Origin of the sequence: Labrenzia sp. CP4 (assembly GCF_001579905.1) — a bacterium.
GTDB lineage: Bacteria > Pseudomonadota > Alphaproteobacteria > Rhizobiales > Stappiaceae > Roseibium > Roseibium algicola.
The window spans coordinates 92945-108988 of record NZ_CP011927.1 but is presented as its reverse complement, the minus strand read 5'-3'; the positions used below and the strand labels follow the sequence as shown (position 1 = coordinate 108988).

Here is a 16044-nt window from a genome sequence, read left to right as displayed (position 1 = left end):
GGCGCGGTATGGCTCCATATCCATCCAGCACAAAAGGCAGCAAACCCGCAGCATCGGGAACCGATAGCCGCTCACACGCAGGAAAAATGCAAGGGCTTGTGCCTCCGCGATCCCGGCTAGGGGTCAAGCCTGGCCGGAAGGACGAAGGAAAGCTTGGCAGCAATCGCTGGAGCTAGCTGGAATAGCGGCTTGCGTCGGCGCCGTAATAATTGACGTAGCGCGTGTTCAGTTCGGACACCGGCATGATGATCAGCACATCCGTCGTGCCGAACTGGTGATCGATCACCGCCCCGTCGCCGATGAACGCGCCGAGGCGCAGATAGCCCTTCACAAGCGGTGGCAGGGCCCGCAGCGCTTCCTTGGAATTGAGTTCCTCGGCCGGCATGCGGTTCATTTCAACATATCTGTCTTCCACCGCGCGCACGCGCCATTCTTCCGGGGCACGGGCATTGTGATGCAGGAAGGCGAGCTGGCCGGCGATGGCATCCGGATTGGTGCCTTCGATCGAGGCACAGCCGAGCATGACATCGATGTTGTGGCGCAGAACATAGGACCAGATGCCATGCCACAGGAGCTCGACGGTCTTCTTGTTGCGGTACGGCTTCAGAACGCAGGACCGGCCGAGTTCCATGAAGCGCTTGCCCGGGTTTGCGTCGATCAGCGACTGGATGTCGTATTCGGCGGCGGTATAGAAACCGGCATGCTGATCGGCGATTTCCTGGCGCAGGATCCGGTAGGTACCGACGATTTCAGGCTTCAGGCGGCCCAGCTTGTTGCGCTTCTGCAAGTCGTGGTCGACCACGAGCAGGTGATCGCAATAGGCGTCGAAGGGGTCGGCATCACGGCGGGTTGCCAGCGTATGCGCATCGGCAATGGCCGACATTTCCTCGTAGAAAACGTCATAGCGCAGGCGCTGTGCCTTTTTCACTTCCTTGAAGTTGCGGGCCATCCGCACTTCCAGGGATCCGATCCGGCCGAGCGTTTCGCCGGTCTTGACCGGGGTTTGCAGCGCTGGCCCGATGCGCTGCGCGTTGGGGAGGTTGGCGTCCGGACGCATTGCCGGTGTGAATTTCCTGACCAGTTTCCTGGGAGAAAAAAGCCCTTGGCGCATTATGGACATTCCACCCTCGTGTATTCCTTATGGCGCACTGACAGGTTTCACAGGTTCTCGTCTGTTTCACTTGCCGAATTACCTTCGCCGGAACATTACGTCCGAACCCGGTCAGTGTGCTTCAAGCCTGCCGTAGAACATACTATTCCGACAGCTGGATGACACTCGGTTTTTTGCGCCGTGTTTTCCACGTGCAAGCTTAGCCCACTCTTGCGGCTTTGTGAATTTCTACGAGCGCCGGTGGAAGCGTTTCCACTTCCAGCTGTCGCGACAGGGAAAGTTCGCTGCGTCAGGCGCGGCTGATTTCGGCCAATGCGTCGGAAATCGCTTCCACGGAAAGCGGTTTCGTCAGATAGCCGGCAGCGCCCACTTCGGTCGCCTTGTCCCTTGCATCCTTCATGACATCGGCGGTCACGATCAGCACCGGTACATTGGCCCGGCCGGCGGCCTGTTCGTCGGACCGGATCTGGCGAATGGCCTGGAATCCGTCGAGGCCTGGCATGTGCAGGTCCATCAGGATTGCGTCATAAGCGCCGCTGGCGGCTTCCTCGACGGCCTTTTCGCCGTCGATCACCATCACCGGCACATGGCCGAGCTTGCGCAGCATGGCTTCGCTCAAAAGGCGGTTGATGTCGTTGTCTTCCGCCACGAGCAGGCGCAGCGGCCGGGCCGGAACCTTGTAGCGGTTTGGCAGGAAGCCGTTGCTGACGGGCTCCGCGCTTGCGTCCCAGGCGTGTTCCATGCCGTCGTCGTCCAGCAGGCCGGAAAAGATCTGGACCAGGGTCTCGATCCGCACCGGACGGATCAGATAGGCGGCATACCCGGCTTCGCGCAGATGTTCCAGGCGTTCGCGCTCCGGCGGGGCGATCATAACGACGGCAGGAGCCTTGCAGCCGGTCAGGCGGGCAGAGGCCAGCCAGCCGCCGCTGTCGGACAGGGCACCGTTGTCGACCACCAGTAGATCGGCCTCGGCCAGCGCGGCATCGAGATCCGAACTGCCCGGTGCATGCACGGAAACATTGGCCGCGTGATATTGCAGCCGTCTGGCCAGCAACGGGCATTCGATCTGGCTGGTGCTGACGAACACGATCCTGCGGCCCTCAAGCTTGGCCAGGCGCGGATCCGTGTCGGCAACAAGGGATTCGGGAATCGGCAAGGACACGCGGAACTGCGCGCCGCCGTCTTCGGAGGGCTGCGCGGCAATTTCGCCACCCATCAGGCCGGCAAGCCGCTGGGCGATGGCCAGACCGAGGCCGGTGCCGCCGAACTTGCGCGCCGGGCCATGGTCGACCTGCTCGAATTCCTGAAACAGCCGCTCGGCCTCCTGTTCGTCAAAGCCGATGCCGCTGTCGCGCACGTCGATATCCAGAAAACCGCCACCGTCCGGATTGGGACGCCCTGTCAGTTCGACGGCAACGCCGCCCTCATCGGTGAACTTGATGCCGTTGCCGATGAGATTGTAGAGGATCTGGCGGACACGGGTGGCGTCCAGCGTCACCTCTTCCGGCAGGTTCGGGTCAAGCATGGAGCCGATTTCAAGCGACTTGGCGTGGGCTTTCGGAGCAAGCAGTTCAACGACGCTTTCCACCAGGGCGCCAACCCGAACCGGGGCAGCCTGAATGTCGAGCTTGCCGGCCTCCACCTTGGAAAAGTCGAGCACTTCATCGATCAGGAGCAGCAATGTTTCGCCCGAGGTTTCCAGCGCCTCGATATAGGCGCTCTGTTCCTTGGTCAGGCGGGTGTCGCGCAGGAGCGCGGCCATGCCGAGCACCCCGTTGAGCGGCGTACGGATCTCGTGGCTGACAGTTGCGAGAAAGCGGGATTTCGCCTCGTTGGAGCTTTCGGCGGAATGACGGGCAGCCAGCAGTTCTTCTTCGATCAGGCGCCGCTCGGTCACGTCGCGCAGAACGGTCTGCACCAGCTGGCGGTCCGTCGTGGTGTCGCGCACCGGAATGTCGATACGTGAGAACCAGCGCGGGCCCTGTGCGGTGTCGATGTGGAGATCCTGAAAGCCCATGCCCGGGGTCGTCTTGTCCAGGGCCTGCGTGACGGCGCTTTCAAAGCCCACTTCCTCAAGCAGCGGCAGATGCAGGGTTGCACCCGGCTGCAAGGCATGTCCGAGCCCGAACACATCGTCTGCAGCAGAGTTCACATAGGTGATGGTGCCGTCCTGGTCGCGCCGGACGACGACATCGCCAAGCGTTGCCAGGATGCTGGCGTGACGTTCGTCGGATTCGCCAAGTTCCCAGGCACGGTCTTCCAGTTCCTCGCAGCGTGCCATCAGGCGGCGGATCTTGTCATCCTTCACCTGTAACGCCTGCACCGAGCGCTGCATGTCGTCGGCAAACAGCCGCCAGACAGCCAGCCCACCGGCAAAGAAGGTCAGGCCGAGACCGAGAAACCGGTTCAGGCTGTCGCTGGAAACCATGATGAAACCGGCGGCAAGGCCAATGATCATGCCCGCCAGGGCAAGATGCTGCAGCGATTTGGCAGGCGCGGAGACGGGCGCATCGGTTGCCCGTCGGCCTGGGCCGACTTCGGGACCGATGTCCTCCTCGTCGAGGGGTTTCGTGATGCTGGAAGAATATTCGTCTGTAGTTACGGTGTCCGCAGAGGAAAGCTTTTGCTCTTCGGCAAAGAATTTGTCCTGCGTGTCATCGGCTTCTGGCGCGGCATTGGCGGCGCGTTCGCTGTTTTGACTGACCAAGATAACTACTCTCTACAAGATCCTGTTGCCTTGAGAGTGCGTTGTAAACTTTGAGAAACCGTTTCATTGCCTGACAAAAAAAGTAAATCCGGAGTTTCAGCACGCTGTCATATCCAGTCTTTCAGGACAGGATGGGTCTCGACATTGGCAATTCCATCAAGGGCAGCAATACGGTTGCGAAGCTCGGCGAGGCTCTCCAGCGTCCGGGCGCGCACCAGCAGAACCATGTCCCTGTCGCCGGAAATCGAGCGGCACTGGAGAACCTCCTCGAATTTCGAAACCACCGGCGCAATCGCCGCACAGGTCGCCGAACCCGTTCGGATCCACAGATAGGCTTCGATTTCGGCCGGCTCCGGATCGCTGATCCGGATAGTGTAGGCGCGAATGACGCCGGTTTCTTCCAACTTTCGGACCCGGGCCTGAACGCTCGACCGGGCCAGGCCGACATGGGCAGCCAGCGTTTTCACAGGTGTCCGGCTGTCGGCTTCCAGCAGTTGCAGCAAGGTCCGGTCGATTGAATCCATGGGTCTTCTGTCATTGTCCTGTGTGTCGAACTGCCTGCGTTCACCGGCAATTGACCGGCCGAACCGGTCAAAATGCCGGAAGAAACGAGAGCCTGTCCGCGATAGCACCCTTGAGTGATTTTGCAGCGGGAGAGTTTCATGGATTTCCATCTCGATACAAGCAGCTTTACGGCGGAAAGAGCCTGGGGGTCACGTCTGATCGGTGAACTGGACGGCATCACGGTCCGCCTGCACTGGACGGACAAGCCCTACAAATGGCACGTCAACGACGGTCCGGAAGTCTTCGTGGTTCTGTCGGGCACTGTCGACATGCACTACCGCGAGGTCGGAACCGAGAAGGTTCAACGCCTGACCGAAGGACAGATCTTCTTCGCCAACGACGGCGATGCCCATGTGGCCCACCCGGTCGGAGAGGCAAGAGTGCTCGTTGTCGAGCGCAAGGATAGCGTTTGACAGTGTAGATCACGGAACCGGGCGGCGGGAGCAAGCCTGCTGCATGACTCAGCTGGCAAGTTCCTGCCGGCCGCGTAGGTAGATCATCGAACAGTCTCGTCGTCTCCGCTCGCTCGTCATTGCAGGGCTCGACCCTGCAATCCATCCCCTGACCTTCGCCCACCGCAAAGCTTTGCCGATTTGGAGCGTATCGGCATGGATCCCATGGTCGAGCCATGGGATGACGGAATTGAGGAAGGGGAAAAAGGCGTGCCTTTTCATCCCGGACAATGCGTAGCGAAGCGCAGGATTCAGCATTTGCTGTCGTCAGGACCGGCTCCCACGCGCTGCCATGATTTGTCATCCCGGTTTGGCGCAACGCGGCAAGACCGGGATCCAGTACGCCGTGTCGTCCGAGGCGAATAATCGCAAATCAGCTGGATACTGGATCCCTGCCTGTGCGGGGATGACGACCTGCAAGGGTATGAGGCGGATCTCCGCTTTTTTCCGGGCAAGGCGCAACGGTGTAAGGTGGAACGTTGCGGATTGCGGTTACCCGAACAAAAAACCCGGCAGAAACCTGCCGGGCTTTCAGGATCATGTTGTTGTCGCGTCGGTTTACCGGACGTCGAGGAAACCGATGATCTTGCGAACGTCCTTCAGCACCGGTTCGGCGATGGCGGAGGCCTTTTCGGCGCCTTCCTTCAGGATGGCGTCGATCTGTGCCTTGTCGTCCATCAGGCGGCGCATTTCGTCGGTCATCGGCGAGAGTTTCGCCACCGCCAGGTCGGACAGGGCCGGCTTGAAGGCCGAGAACTGCTGACCGCCGTATTCCTTCAGGACGTCGGCCTTGGTCGCGCCGCTCAGGGCGGCATAGATGCCGACAAGGTTGTCTGCTTCCGGACGGCCTTCCAGGCCGCCGGTTTCGCTCGGCAGGGCGTCCGGATCGGTCTTGGCTTTCTTGATCTTCTTGGAGATCGAGTCCGCGTCGTCCGTAAGGTTGATGCGCGACAGGTCCGACGGATCGGACTTCGACATCTTCTTGGTGCCGTCGCGCAACGACATGATCCGGGTAGCCGGGCCGGCGATCATCGGCTCGGTCATCGGGAAATAGAGATATTCCGGCAGTTCCGGAGACGGCGTCGGGTTCTCGATGCCGATATCCAGTTCCTTGATCCGGTCCGCAAAGTCGTTGTTGAACTTGGCGGCGATGTCGCGGGTCAGTTCCAGGTGCTGCTTCTGGTCGTCGCCGACCGGAACATGGGTCGCACGGTAAGCCAGAATGTCGGCAGCCATCAGGTTCGGATAGGCGAACAGGCCAACGGAAGCGTTTTCCTTGTTCTTGCCGGCCTTTTCCTTGAACTGGGTCATGCGATTGAGCCAGCCCATGCGCGCCACGCAGTTGAAGATCCAGGCAAGTTCGGTGTGTTCGCGAACCTGGCTCTGGTTGAAGATGATCGATTTCTTCGGATCGATGCCGGCCGCCATATAGGCAGCGGTCACTTCACGGGTTGCCTGGGCAAGCTCGTGCGGATCCGGAAACCCTGCCGTGATGGCATGGCTGTCGACGACGCAGAAGATCGTCGGCATCTGATCCTGCAACGGAACCCAGCGCGAAACGGCGCCCAGGTAGTTGCCAAGATGCAGGTTGCCTGTCGGCTGGACGCCGGAAAAGACACGGGGCTGGAACTCCGCCATTTCAAATCCCTTTGATGGTGCGGCCGGTTGGAAGGGCGCTATGAATGTTTGGGCGGGCCGGGTTTAAGCCCGGTCCGTTATGCATGCAAGCTGGAAACGGCGCGCGCCGGCGTTTCGCGGTCAGGTGTTGCGCCGTCTCAACGCTTTCAGCATGCCGACAAGGTCGGATCCACCGCTGAGCTGGGTGAAGACGGCAAAGGTGACCATGCCGACGAGCACGAGCAGAACGAGACTGCCCGCACGCACCGCCAGCCACGGCGCCGATAGCCAGGAGGCCATGTAGATGGCAGCAAAATGCACCGCGACCCCCATCAGCAGGCTGGCGAGCACCACCAGCGACAGCCGCCGGAGCAGCTTGAAATCGGGCTGGAAATGGCCCCGTCGCCACAGAACGATGATCAGGAGGCCGGTGTTCACCCAGCCAGCCAGCGTTGTGGCCAGCGCGATGCCCACATGCTGGAGCATGGGAAACAGCGCGATCGAGAGGCCGACGTTCACGACCATGCCGACAACGGCAAAGATCATCGGCGTCTTGGTGTCTTCCCGCGCGAAATAGCCGGGCGAAAACACCTTGTTGAGCACAAAGGCGGGCAGGCCAAAGGCAAATGCCGTCAGGGCTGCAGCCGTGCCTTCCACGGCGGCGGCATCGAAGCGCACCCGCTGGAACAGCACCGAGACGATTTCCTGCGGAATGACCGCCAGGGCAACCGCGGCCGGCAGGGTCAGCACCAGTGAGAACTCCAGTGCTCGGTTGAGGCTGTGCTGGTAAGCGCCCATCTGCCCGGCGCGCAGTTGCCGCGTCAGGCTGGGTAAAAGCACCACGCCGATGGCGATGCCGATCACCCCGAGCGGCAACTGGTAGAGCCGGTCAGCGAAATAGAGCAGCGCATTGGCGCCTTCCTGCATGGAGGCGATGATCTGGCCGACGGCAATGTTGATCTGGGTGACGCCGCCGGCAACGACGCCAGGAATGCCAAGCATCAGCAGGCGTTTGGCCGACTTGGTATAGCGCGGGCGGAAGACGGGGATCTTGAAGCCGAGGCGCTTCAGGTCGATGAGGACGACGATCAACTGCACGATCCCGCCAACAGTGACGCCGATAGCCAGAATGACCCCGAGCGCCGTGTCGTCCTTGATACCGAGATAAAGCACGGCACCCAGAACGGCGCTCATCACGACATTCAGCATCACCGGCGCGAAGGCAGCGGCGGCAAAGCGCTGATAGGTGTTGAGAATGCCGCCGATGAAGGCAAGCATCGACATGAAGATCAGATAGGGAAACGCGATCCGCGACATCAGAACTGTCAGGTCGTATTTGGTGGGGTCTTCCACGAAACCCGGTGCCAGTGCCCACACCACCAGCGGCATGAAGATCTGCGCAAAAGCAGTCAGCACCAGCAGGCAGAACAGCAGAGCTGCGCCGATTTCCCCGGCGAACCGCTTGGCGCCCGCATCGCCCTCTTCCTCGACCGTTCGCCCGAACAGCGGGATGAAGGCGGAGTTGAAGGCGCCTTCGGCAAACAGCCGGCGGAACAGGTTGGGCAGACGGAAGGCCACCACAAAGGCATCGGCAACCGGACCGGCCCCGACGACGGCGGCCAGAAGCACGTCGCGAACAAAGCCGAGCAGGCGGCTCAGCAGGGTCGCGCTGCCGACGGTTGCGAAATTGCGGACGAGACTCATGCCGGAAGGACTCCGAAGAGGAAGGTATGCACTTATGAAGCCTGCCGCTGAACCTTGCGGGTTGCCGGAGCTGCCGGATCGAGTTCCACATGGCCGTCAACCGCATTGGCAAGGCGCTCACGGATGATTTCCTGACGCCCGATGTTGGCAATTTTCTGTCCGGTGAGATCGGTGACGTAGAAAACGTCGACCACTTTCTCGCCGAAGGTCGAGATATGGGCCGAACCGATGTTCAGATTGAGCGTCGCGATGGAGCGCGTCAGGTCGTAGAGCAGGCCTGGCCGGTCGAGACCGGAAATCTCCAGCACCGTGTAATCGTCAGACAGCGCGTTGTTGACCAGCACTTCGCTGGCCACCTTGAAGGCCTTCATGCGGCCCTTGACGCCGGTCTTCTTGGAAACGGGCTCCGGAAGCCGCTCCTCGCCGCGCAGCGTGGTCTCGATCAGCTTGGCAATCCGCTCGCCGCGGCGCTTTTCGTCTTCGTCGTCCGGCAGTTCCCGGCCGATGAAGATCGTGTCCAGCGCGTAGCCGTCTGTGGTGGTGTCGATCTGTGCGTCAACGATATTGGCACCGGTCGTGTAGCAGGCCCCGGCAATGATCGACAGCAGGCGCGGATGGTCCGGCGCCATGATCGTCAGCTCGGTCACACCCTCGAAGGCGCGCGGGATGACCTGGAAAGCAAGCTGCCTCTTGTCCTTGTCGGCCTTGTGCAGAAGTTCGGCATGGGAGATCAGCCGCTCCGGCTCCGTACGCAGCCAGTAGGCCGGATAATGCCGGTTCAGATAGGCATTGCGGTCCTTGGCGGACCAGTGCTCCAGCTCGCTGCCGAGCTCTTCCTTGGCCTTGTCGATGGTCTGGCGATGCGACATCTTCGTGTGTCCGCCGGACAGATGGGGTTCGGTGGCATAGTAGAGCGTGCGCAGCAGCTGGCCTTTCCAGCCGTTGAAGACGCCGGGCCCGACGGCGCGAATGTCGGCCACGGTCAGGATCAGGAGCAGTTTCAGCCTTTCGAGCGACTGCACCGTGTTGGCGAAATCCGTGATCGTCTTGCGGTCCGACAGGTCGCGAGACTGGGCAATGGTGCTCATGTCCAGGTGATGCTCGATCAGCCAGGCAACCGTCTCGGTTTCCGCGTCGTTCAGTCCGAAACGCGGGCACAGCTTGCGCGCGACCCGGGCGCCGGCGATCGAATGATCTTCCGGCCTGCCCTTGGCGATGTCGTGCAGGAACATGGCGACAAACAGCACCTTGCGGTTCTGCAGCGTCAGGATCAGGTCTGTCGCCAGCGGATGGTCGTCGCCGGAGTTGCCGCGCTCGATATCGGCCAGCACGCCGATGGATCGGATCAAGTGCTCGTCGACCGTGTAGTGGTGATACATGTTGAACTGCATCATGGCCACGACCTTGCCGAATTCGGGCACGAAGCGGCCGAGCACGCCGGTTTCGTTCATCTTGCGCAAGGTCTTTTCGGGCGCGTGCCGGGAGGTCAGGATCGACAGGAAAAGCCGGTTCGCTTCAGGGTCGGCGCGCAGGCTTCCATCGACCAGCTTCAGCGAATGCCGCATCAGGCGGGTCAGCTGCGGATGCATGTTGTAGTCATGCTTGTCCGCGATCTGGAACACCCGCAGGAGGTTGGTCGGATCGGTTTCGAACACGCTGTCGGATACCGCATTCAGGCGGTTGTTCTCCACCACGAAGCCGGTCGCCCCTTCAACGGGTTTGGCGGTTGCCGAAACGCGGCCTGCGCGCAGGCGGCGCATCATGCCGGTCAGGCCCTTGCCGCGCGGCTCCTTGACGTGCTCTTCCTCCAGCGCGGCGCAGATGATGCGGGTCAGATCGCCGACATCCTTGGCCACGAGGAAGTAGTGCTTCATGAAACGCTCGACATCCTTCATGCCCGGGTGCTGGGTGTACCCGAGCCGAATCGCGATCTCGCGCTGGACATCGAAGGACAGGCGCTCTTCCGGCCGTCCCGTCAGGAAATGCAGGTGGCAGCGGACCGCCCACAGGAAGTCGTCCGACTTCTTGAACCGCGCATATTCCGAGCGGGTCAGAACGCCTTTCTTGACCAGTTCCGACTGTCTGTTGACCCGGTAATGGTACTTGGCGATCCAGAACAGGGTATTGAGATCGCGCAGACCGCCCTTGCCCTCCTTGATGTTCGGCTCGACCAGGTAGCGCGAAGCGCCCTGGCGCTTGTGGCGGTCATCGCGTTCCAGCAGCTTGGCGGCGATGAATTCCGAGCTGGTGCCTTCGACCACTTCCTTGTCGAAACGCTGGACGAGTTCCTCGAAAAGGGCCTCGTCGCCCCAGATGTAGCGGGCTTCCAGAATGGCGGTGCGGATGGTCATGTCCGCCTTGGACAAGCGGATGCATTCATCGATATTGCGGGTCGCGTGGCCTACCTTGAAGCCCAGGTCCCAGAGCATGTAGAGGATATATTCCACCACCTGCTCGCCCCAGGGGGTCTGCTTGTACGGCAGCACGAACAGAAGATCGATGTCGGACCCAGGCGCCAGTGTGCCGCGGCCGTAACCGCCAACGGCGGCAATGGCCATGCGCTCCGCGGCGGACGGGTTCTTGATCCGGTAGACGTGGTGCAGGGCGAAATCGTAGATCACGCGGATCAGCTCGTCCTGAATATAGGACAGCCGTCCGGCGCACAGCAGCCCGCCGCCATCCTCGTCCAGCATCGCCTGGGCCTTGCCGCGAGCGTCTTTCACCACCTGCTTCAGCATCGCAAGAACAGCCGAGCGGGTCTTCATGTCCGAACCGTCGCCGTCATTGCCGGCGGTCAGCGCGGTCAGGCGATTTCTCAGGTCGTCGGCATCGATCAGTCCGGCAAGGTCTTCCTGGGAGAGTTTCATACTGGTCCAGTGTTCCGTTCAGCAGGCGCAGGTTTGCTGGAGGTTATATAGAGGATGGGGTTGAAGGACACGTAAATCCTGAACTGACCTGAAAGAGGCTGCGTTCCAAGCGGTACAGAAACAGCAATGCACCGCCATGCCATGGTTTGAACCTGGCGAGGGCATGTGTCGTCACACACCGTCCTTCACGGCAGCAACCCGGAGCTGGTGCAGGAGGGCTGCAAGAGACTCTTCGGAAAGGCCTCCGATCTTCAGCGCAAGCTGGTTGGCAAGTTCGGTAGCCTTCGGGTCCATGCCGGCCGTGTCGATGGTGACGCGAGGGTCGGACAGTTCGGCCAGGCGCTGGATTTCTTCCGCTTCATCCCAGATGACGTTGAAATAGGTGATGATTCGCTGCACCAGAAACCAGGTTGGCTTGCCACGCTTGCCATGTTCCAGCGCGGACAGATAGGCACTGGAAACCGACAAGGCCGCTGCCATTTCCTTCAGCGACACATCCCGCTTTATCCTGAGTTCCCGGATTTTTGCGCCAAGTGGGGTCACGGCCCTACCTTCTTTTTCGAATGCGAACGTACAGTGCGCCGCCGCCGCCGTGGTTCGCGTGGGCTTCCTCGTAGCCAAGTACCACGGATCGCAAGTCGGGCATCGACAGCCACTGGGGCACCATTCTGCGCAAAACGCCGCGCTCGTCCATATAGGCGCGTGCGTCACCGCTGCCCTTGCCCGTGATTACCAGCACAACCTTATGACTTCTCGCCTGCGCCTGGTAGAGAAAGCCGCGCAGCCGGTCATGCGCCTGATGCTGGGTCAGGCCGTGCAGGTCTATCCGCGCATCGATGGCCTTCACGCCGCGCACCAGCTTGCGGCGGTAGCGGTGTTCCAGTTGATGCAGCGGCAGCGGTGTTGGTGGCGCCTTGGCCGCAGCGGGAGCCTGGATCGCGGTCGCGGTTTTCAGCGCCTTTGCGGGTGCCGCCGGTTCGGTTTCGGCGATTTTCTCAAGCTCGGCCTTGAGGTCCTGAGCCCTGTCCGGATGCAGCGGTGTCAGGGTTTTGGCAACCTTGCCCCACAGTTCCCTGTCTTCCGGCGACAGTGTCCCTTTTTTACCCCGTCTTGCCATGTCTCAGTCCGCCGCCACACCAGCGGGACCAAGACGGATGTTCGGCACCAGGATCGTGAAGTCGGCCTTGTGGCGGATTTCTCCGGCAATAGCGCCTGCCGTCTGCCCGGATCCGACGAAGATATCGCCCCGCGCCGGGCCCTTGATTGCCGATCCGGTGTCATCTGCCACCATCAGCCGTCGGAAAGGGTCGTCGTCGCTGTCGTGATCCTTCAGCGCGGAGGCAACGAAAACCAGGGATCCATAGGGAATGAAACTCGGATCGACCGCAAGGCTGCGGCCTGCCACAAGGGGAAGGCCCGCGGCCCCGACGGGCCCGTCGTTCACGCCGATTTCGTCGACTTCCCGAAAGAAGATGAAAGACCGGTTTTGTCGGAACAGCTGATCTCGCTCCTCCGGATGCGCTTCCAACCAGGCACGAAGTCCGGCAGCCGTGAAGTCCTCCGGCGTGCCTTCTCCGCGCGTTACCAGCAACCGGGCAATGCCGGTATAGGGGTGGCCTGTCTTGCCCGCATAACCGACCCGCATCGCGCTTCCGTCCGCAAGACGCAGCCTTGCCGAACCCTGAACATGCACGAAATAGGCGTCGATCGGATCGGCAAGCCAGACGAGTTCGAGATTTTCCGGATCGAGCTTGCCATCCATGATGGCGCTCCGATCCGGCATTTCGGTGACGCGTCCATCAACCCGCCGTCCATGGCTGAGCGTTTCGGGCCAGTCCTGTGGCCGGTTTTCCGGCGTGATCGCCTCCAAGCCTTCCGGCTTTTTGAGCAAGGGATACCGGAATATGTCGGTTCTGACCCGCGAGGCGGCCAGTTCCGGCTCGAAATAGCCCGTCACAAATCCGCTCTGGGCAATTCGGTGCGGCGTGAACCGGCTTTCGAAAAAGTCTCGCGGTGCTTCATCACCGGACTTTGCCGCCTTTTCGGCGTCGTTACAGAGCTTTTTCAGATCTGCTGTGGCGACGGAGGGAAAAACGGTGTCCTGGGTCAGGATTCCCGGTTTGCGGCACAGGCGCAGAAAACCGGCAAGGGCAGCGGCATGATCGTCGTTCAGCCAGCCCGGCAGACTGGAGAAGGAGATTGCCTCGAACCGGTCCGGGATCCGTTGGCCTGGTACCATGGCTGAGGCAGCTCCTGAAAAGAAAAGCGGCGCGGCCAGAACCGCGCCCTTTAGCAGTGGGACAAGCCGGAAGCTCGGCGGGGGCCGCGTGTTCCGCTTGCCCTGCATCGTGATTACTCTGCGGATTCGGTCGCGACCAGCTTCCAGTTCGGATCGCGGGACGTGGTGTCCCGGGCGAAGGTCCAGATGTCGATCACTTCGCTCACCTTGGCCGGATCGCCGTCGACCACTTCACCGGCCTTGTCGCGCGTGGCGGAAATCAGCTGGCTGTGGATCTTCACGGTTACCTGGGCGGTCGAATTCTTCAGCGCAGCTTCGACGATTTCGGCCTTGTCGATGCCGACAAAGGTCGATTCGATGGTCTCGCCACGCTTTTCGCGATCGTCGATTGCGGTGACGAAGCCTTCATAGACTTCGCGGGACAGAAGGTTCTTCAGCGCTTTCTTGTCGCCGTCCGCAAACGCCATCACGATCATCTCGTAGGCCGCGCGTGCGCCTTCCAGGAAGGGTTCCGGCTCGAAGCTGCGGTCGACGGACAGGATCTGTTTCAGGGCGCTGTTCAATGCGGAGCCGGCCGGGGCAACCTTGTCAATCACGACGTCGCCACCACGACCGCTCTCCTCGACCGGCTCGGCCTCCAGCGTGGTCTGGTTCGGCATCGGGATGACATTGTCCTGATCGTTGCCGTTTTTGCGTTCGCGCGGCTGATCGGGCTTGGAATAGGGGTCGAATGGCGGGCGCTCATTGCCGGTGCGTTTGCCCAGCACCGATCGCAGTCTGAACAGAATGAAAACCGCAAGTCCCATCAGGAGGAGGTTCAACGGGTCAAAAATCTCGTTCATCGTAACTTCCGGTTACCCTTTTTGAGGCCCTAGAGCCGCCTGCTCTAACTGCCAGGTGAGCGCAGCCTCGTACGCAAGGCCTGTCTGCTTCCTATTTAGGGGGTCCTTGAACCAGCATCCAGACCCAAGAGCAAGACTGAATCTTTGCATTCATAGCCATTTCGTGACTGCCTGCTCGCATTTTTGCGAGTGAATGTCTACCTTAGGTCCGAATAGCTTATCAGACGATGGAGCTCCCGTGGGACTTTATATCATTGCCGCAATTCTTCTTCTGCCCCTGATCGAGATTGCGATGTTCATCTGGGTGGGAGGCTTGATCGGTGTGTTCCCGACAATCCTGCTGACGGTGATCACCGCGTTGGCCGGGACAGTGATGCTGCGCCAGCAAGGCCTGTCGCTGCTGATGCGCATGCAAACGGAGCTGGATGCCGGCCGCACACCCGGAAACGAGGTGATGCAGGGTGCAATGATCGTTCTTGCCAGCATTCTGCTGCTGATCCCGGGTTTCGTCACGGATGCCATCGGCCTGCTCCTGTTCATACCGCCGGTGCGCGAAGCGCTGGCGCGGTTCATCATTGCCCGATCGAACGTCGTTATCGTCGATGGCGGCGGTGGTATGCGCCGGCCGGATGACGGCGTCGTGGATCTGGACGAAGGCGACTGGAGCGAAAAAAACAGCGGCACGGGTGGTGGCTCCGGCCAGCCGAAGCTTAGCCCCTGGCAGGATGGCTCGGACAACGCGAAGCCCTGATTTCCCAAACGCTCACTAAAACGTGACTGCTGGTGTATGCGTAAAATTTACCAGTCAAGGTTATGTCTGCGCTGAATTGGACCCGAAACCGGACTGAAGCGGAGCAGGCAGCGGGAGAATGAGCGCCAGGCGTGTAGATTGGGTGGATACCGCCAAGGGCATCTGCATCATCTTCGTCGTGATGATGCATTCGGTGCTCGGCGTGGAAGCCGCCGCTGGCCAGACAGGCTGGATGCATGTGGTCGTCGCCTTTGCAGCCCCCTTCCGCATGCCGGATTTTTTCCTGATCTCCGGCCTGTTCCTGTCGAACGTCATTACCCGCGACTGGAAACTCTATCTTGATCGCAAGGTCGTCCACTTTGCCTACTTTTATGTGCTGTGGATGACGATCCAGTTTCTGGTGAAAGCGCCCGTCTTCATCGAGGAAACCAGCGTTCGCGCAACGGTGGAACTCTATTTCCTGAGTTTCATCGAGCCCTTCGGTACCTTGTGGTTCATCTACATGCTGCCGGTCTTCTTCGTCGTGTCGAAGGTCGCCCACGACAAGCGTGTGCCGTGGCAACTGGTTCTGGCCATCGGCGCACTTCTGCAGATCGCGCCGATCCACACCGGCTGGCTGCTGGTCGATGAATTCGCGGCCCGTTTCGTTTTCTTCTATGCCGGCTTCGTTTTTGCTCCGCAGATCTTCGCTCTGGCCGACTGGGCGCGCGAGCGGATCGGGATCAGTCTCGCGTGTCTGCTGGTCTGGGGCCTGGTGAACGGCACGCTGGTTTATGCCGGCTGGGCACATCTGCCGGTCATTGCCCTTGTTCTTGGCGCGGCCGGTGCGGGTGCGATCATCCTCACCAGCGCGTTGATCGTGAAATGGGGCCGGTTCGGTTTCCTTCAGCATTTCGGCGAAAACTCGATCGTCATCTATCTCGCCTTCTTCTTCCCCATGGGCGTGACGCGGGTGATTCTGCTGAAGCTGGGCATCTTTGATATCGGCACAACGTCGTTGATCGTGACGCTGGTGGCGTCGGTCAGTCCGATGATCCTGTTCTGGCTGATCCGCCGCACGAACATCGGCTGGTTCCTGTTCCGCAGGCCCGCCTGGGCCTATCTCAGCGGAACCTTTGGCGGGAAACGTCAGGCACAGGCAGCTGAGTGATCGGCAAGCTTGGAATTTTTAACTTTAGGACTTTTCTCCA

13 protein-coding genes are annotated in these 16044 nt (G+C 60.8%); 3 read left to right on the top strand and 10 right to left on the bottom strand.

The genetic code is table 11. The features are described from left to right. Positions 1-172 precede the first annotated feature (172 nt). The 3 genes from ACP90_RS00490 to ACP90_RS00480 all read right to left on the bottom strand — a co-directional run bounded on the left by ACP90_RS00490 (position 173) and on the right by ACP90_RS00480 (position 4342). Positions 173-1111: a GNAT family N-acetyltransferase gene (locus ACP90_RS00490; RefSeq protein ID WP_031269943.1), complete on the bottom strand. Its 939-nt coding sequence runs from the start codon at positions 1109-1111 to the stop codon at positions 173-175. Between the two features lie 289 nt (positions 1112-1400). Continuing rightward, a complete protein-coding gene (locus ACP90_RS00485) occupies positions 1401-3818 on the bottom strand; it encodes an ATP-binding protein (protein WP_062485908.1) in 2418 nt (805 codons plus the stop codon). Between the two features lie 107 nt (positions 3819-3925). Then, positions 3926-4342: an Lrp/AsnC family transcriptional regulator gene (locus ACP90_RS00480; protein ID WP_158514149.1), complete on the bottom strand. Its 417-nt coding sequence runs from the start codon at positions 4340-4342 to the stop codon at positions 3926-3928. Positions 4343-4480: 138 nt separating this feature from the next. On the opposite strand from ACP90_RS00480, the gene ACP90_RS00475 reads away from it, so the two are divergent. Next, positions 4481-4795: a cupin gene (locus ACP90_RS00475; RefSeq protein ID WP_062485897.1), complete on the top strand. Its 315-nt coding sequence runs from the start codon at positions 4481-4483 to the stop codon at positions 4793-4795. A 597-nt stretch (positions 4796-5392) separates the two neighbouring features. Here the strand turns inward: ACP90_RS00475 and trpS are convergent. From trpS to ACP90_RS00435, 7 genes are all read right to left on the bottom strand, one after another. Further along, positions 5393-6472 carry a tryptophan--tRNA ligase gene (gene trpS, locus ACP90_RS00465; RefSeq protein WP_023002390.1) on the bottom strand — a complete coding sequence of 360 codons (1080 nt, stop codon included), beginning with the start codon at positions 6470-6472 and terminating at the stop codon, positions 5393-5395. Between the two features lie 120 nt (positions 6473-6592). Beyond that, positions 6593-8155 (bottom strand): murein biosynthesis integral membrane protein MurJ, encoded by a 1563-nt coding sequence (gene murJ / locus ACP90_RS00460; RefSeq protein ID WP_062485891.1) that lies wholly within the window; start codon positions 8153-8155, stop codon positions 6593-6595. A gap of 32 nt (positions 8156-8187) precedes the next feature. Then, positions 8188-11022 carry a [protein-PII] uridylyltransferase gene (locus tag ACP90_RS00455; protein ID WP_062485888.1) on the bottom strand — a complete coding sequence of 945 codons (2835 nt, stop codon included), beginning with the start codon at positions 11020-11022 and terminating at the stop codon, positions 8188-8190. 171 nt (positions 11023-11193) lie between these two features. Next, positions 11194-11565, bottom strand: a complete 372-nt coding sequence (locus ACP90_RS00450; protein ID WP_023002387.1) for a helix-turn-helix transcriptional regulator — start codon at positions 11563-11565, stop codon at positions 11194-11196. Positions 11566-11569: 4 nt separating this feature from the next. Continuing rightward, positions 11570-12139, bottom strand: coding sequence for a Smr/MutS family protein (locus tag ACP90_RS00445; protein WP_062485885.1), 570 nt, complete (start codon positions 12137-12139; stop codon positions 11570-11572). Positions 12140-12142: 3 nt separating this feature from the next. Beyond that, positions 12143-13261, bottom strand: coding sequence for an MltA domain-containing protein (locus tag ACP90_RS00440; RefSeq protein WP_062491216.1), 1119 nt, complete (start codon positions 13259-13261; stop codon positions 12143-12145). A 113-nt stretch (positions 13262-13374) separates the two neighbouring features. Continuing rightward, positions 13375-14103 carry a Tim44/TimA family putative adaptor protein gene (locus ACP90_RS00435; RefSeq protein ID WP_023002384.1) on the bottom strand — a complete coding sequence of 243 codons (729 nt, stop codon included), beginning with the start codon at positions 14101-14103 and terminating at the stop codon, positions 13375-13377. Positions 14104-14341: 238 nt separating this feature from the next. Here ACP90_RS00435 and ACP90_RS00430 point away from each other — a divergent pair, with 238 nt between their 5' ends. Then, entirely contained in the window at positions 14342-14854 is a 513-nt protein-coding gene (locus ACP90_RS00430) for an FxsA family protein (RefSeq protein ID WP_075283209.1), read from the top strand. Positions 14855-14972: 118 nt separating this feature from the next. Beyond that, positions 14973-16004 (top strand): acyltransferase family protein, encoded by a 1032-nt coding sequence (locus tag ACP90_RS00425; RefSeq protein ID WP_062485869.1) that lies wholly within the window; start codon positions 14973-14975, stop codon positions 16002-16004. The last annotated feature ends 40 nt before the right edge of the window (positions 16005-16044 follow it).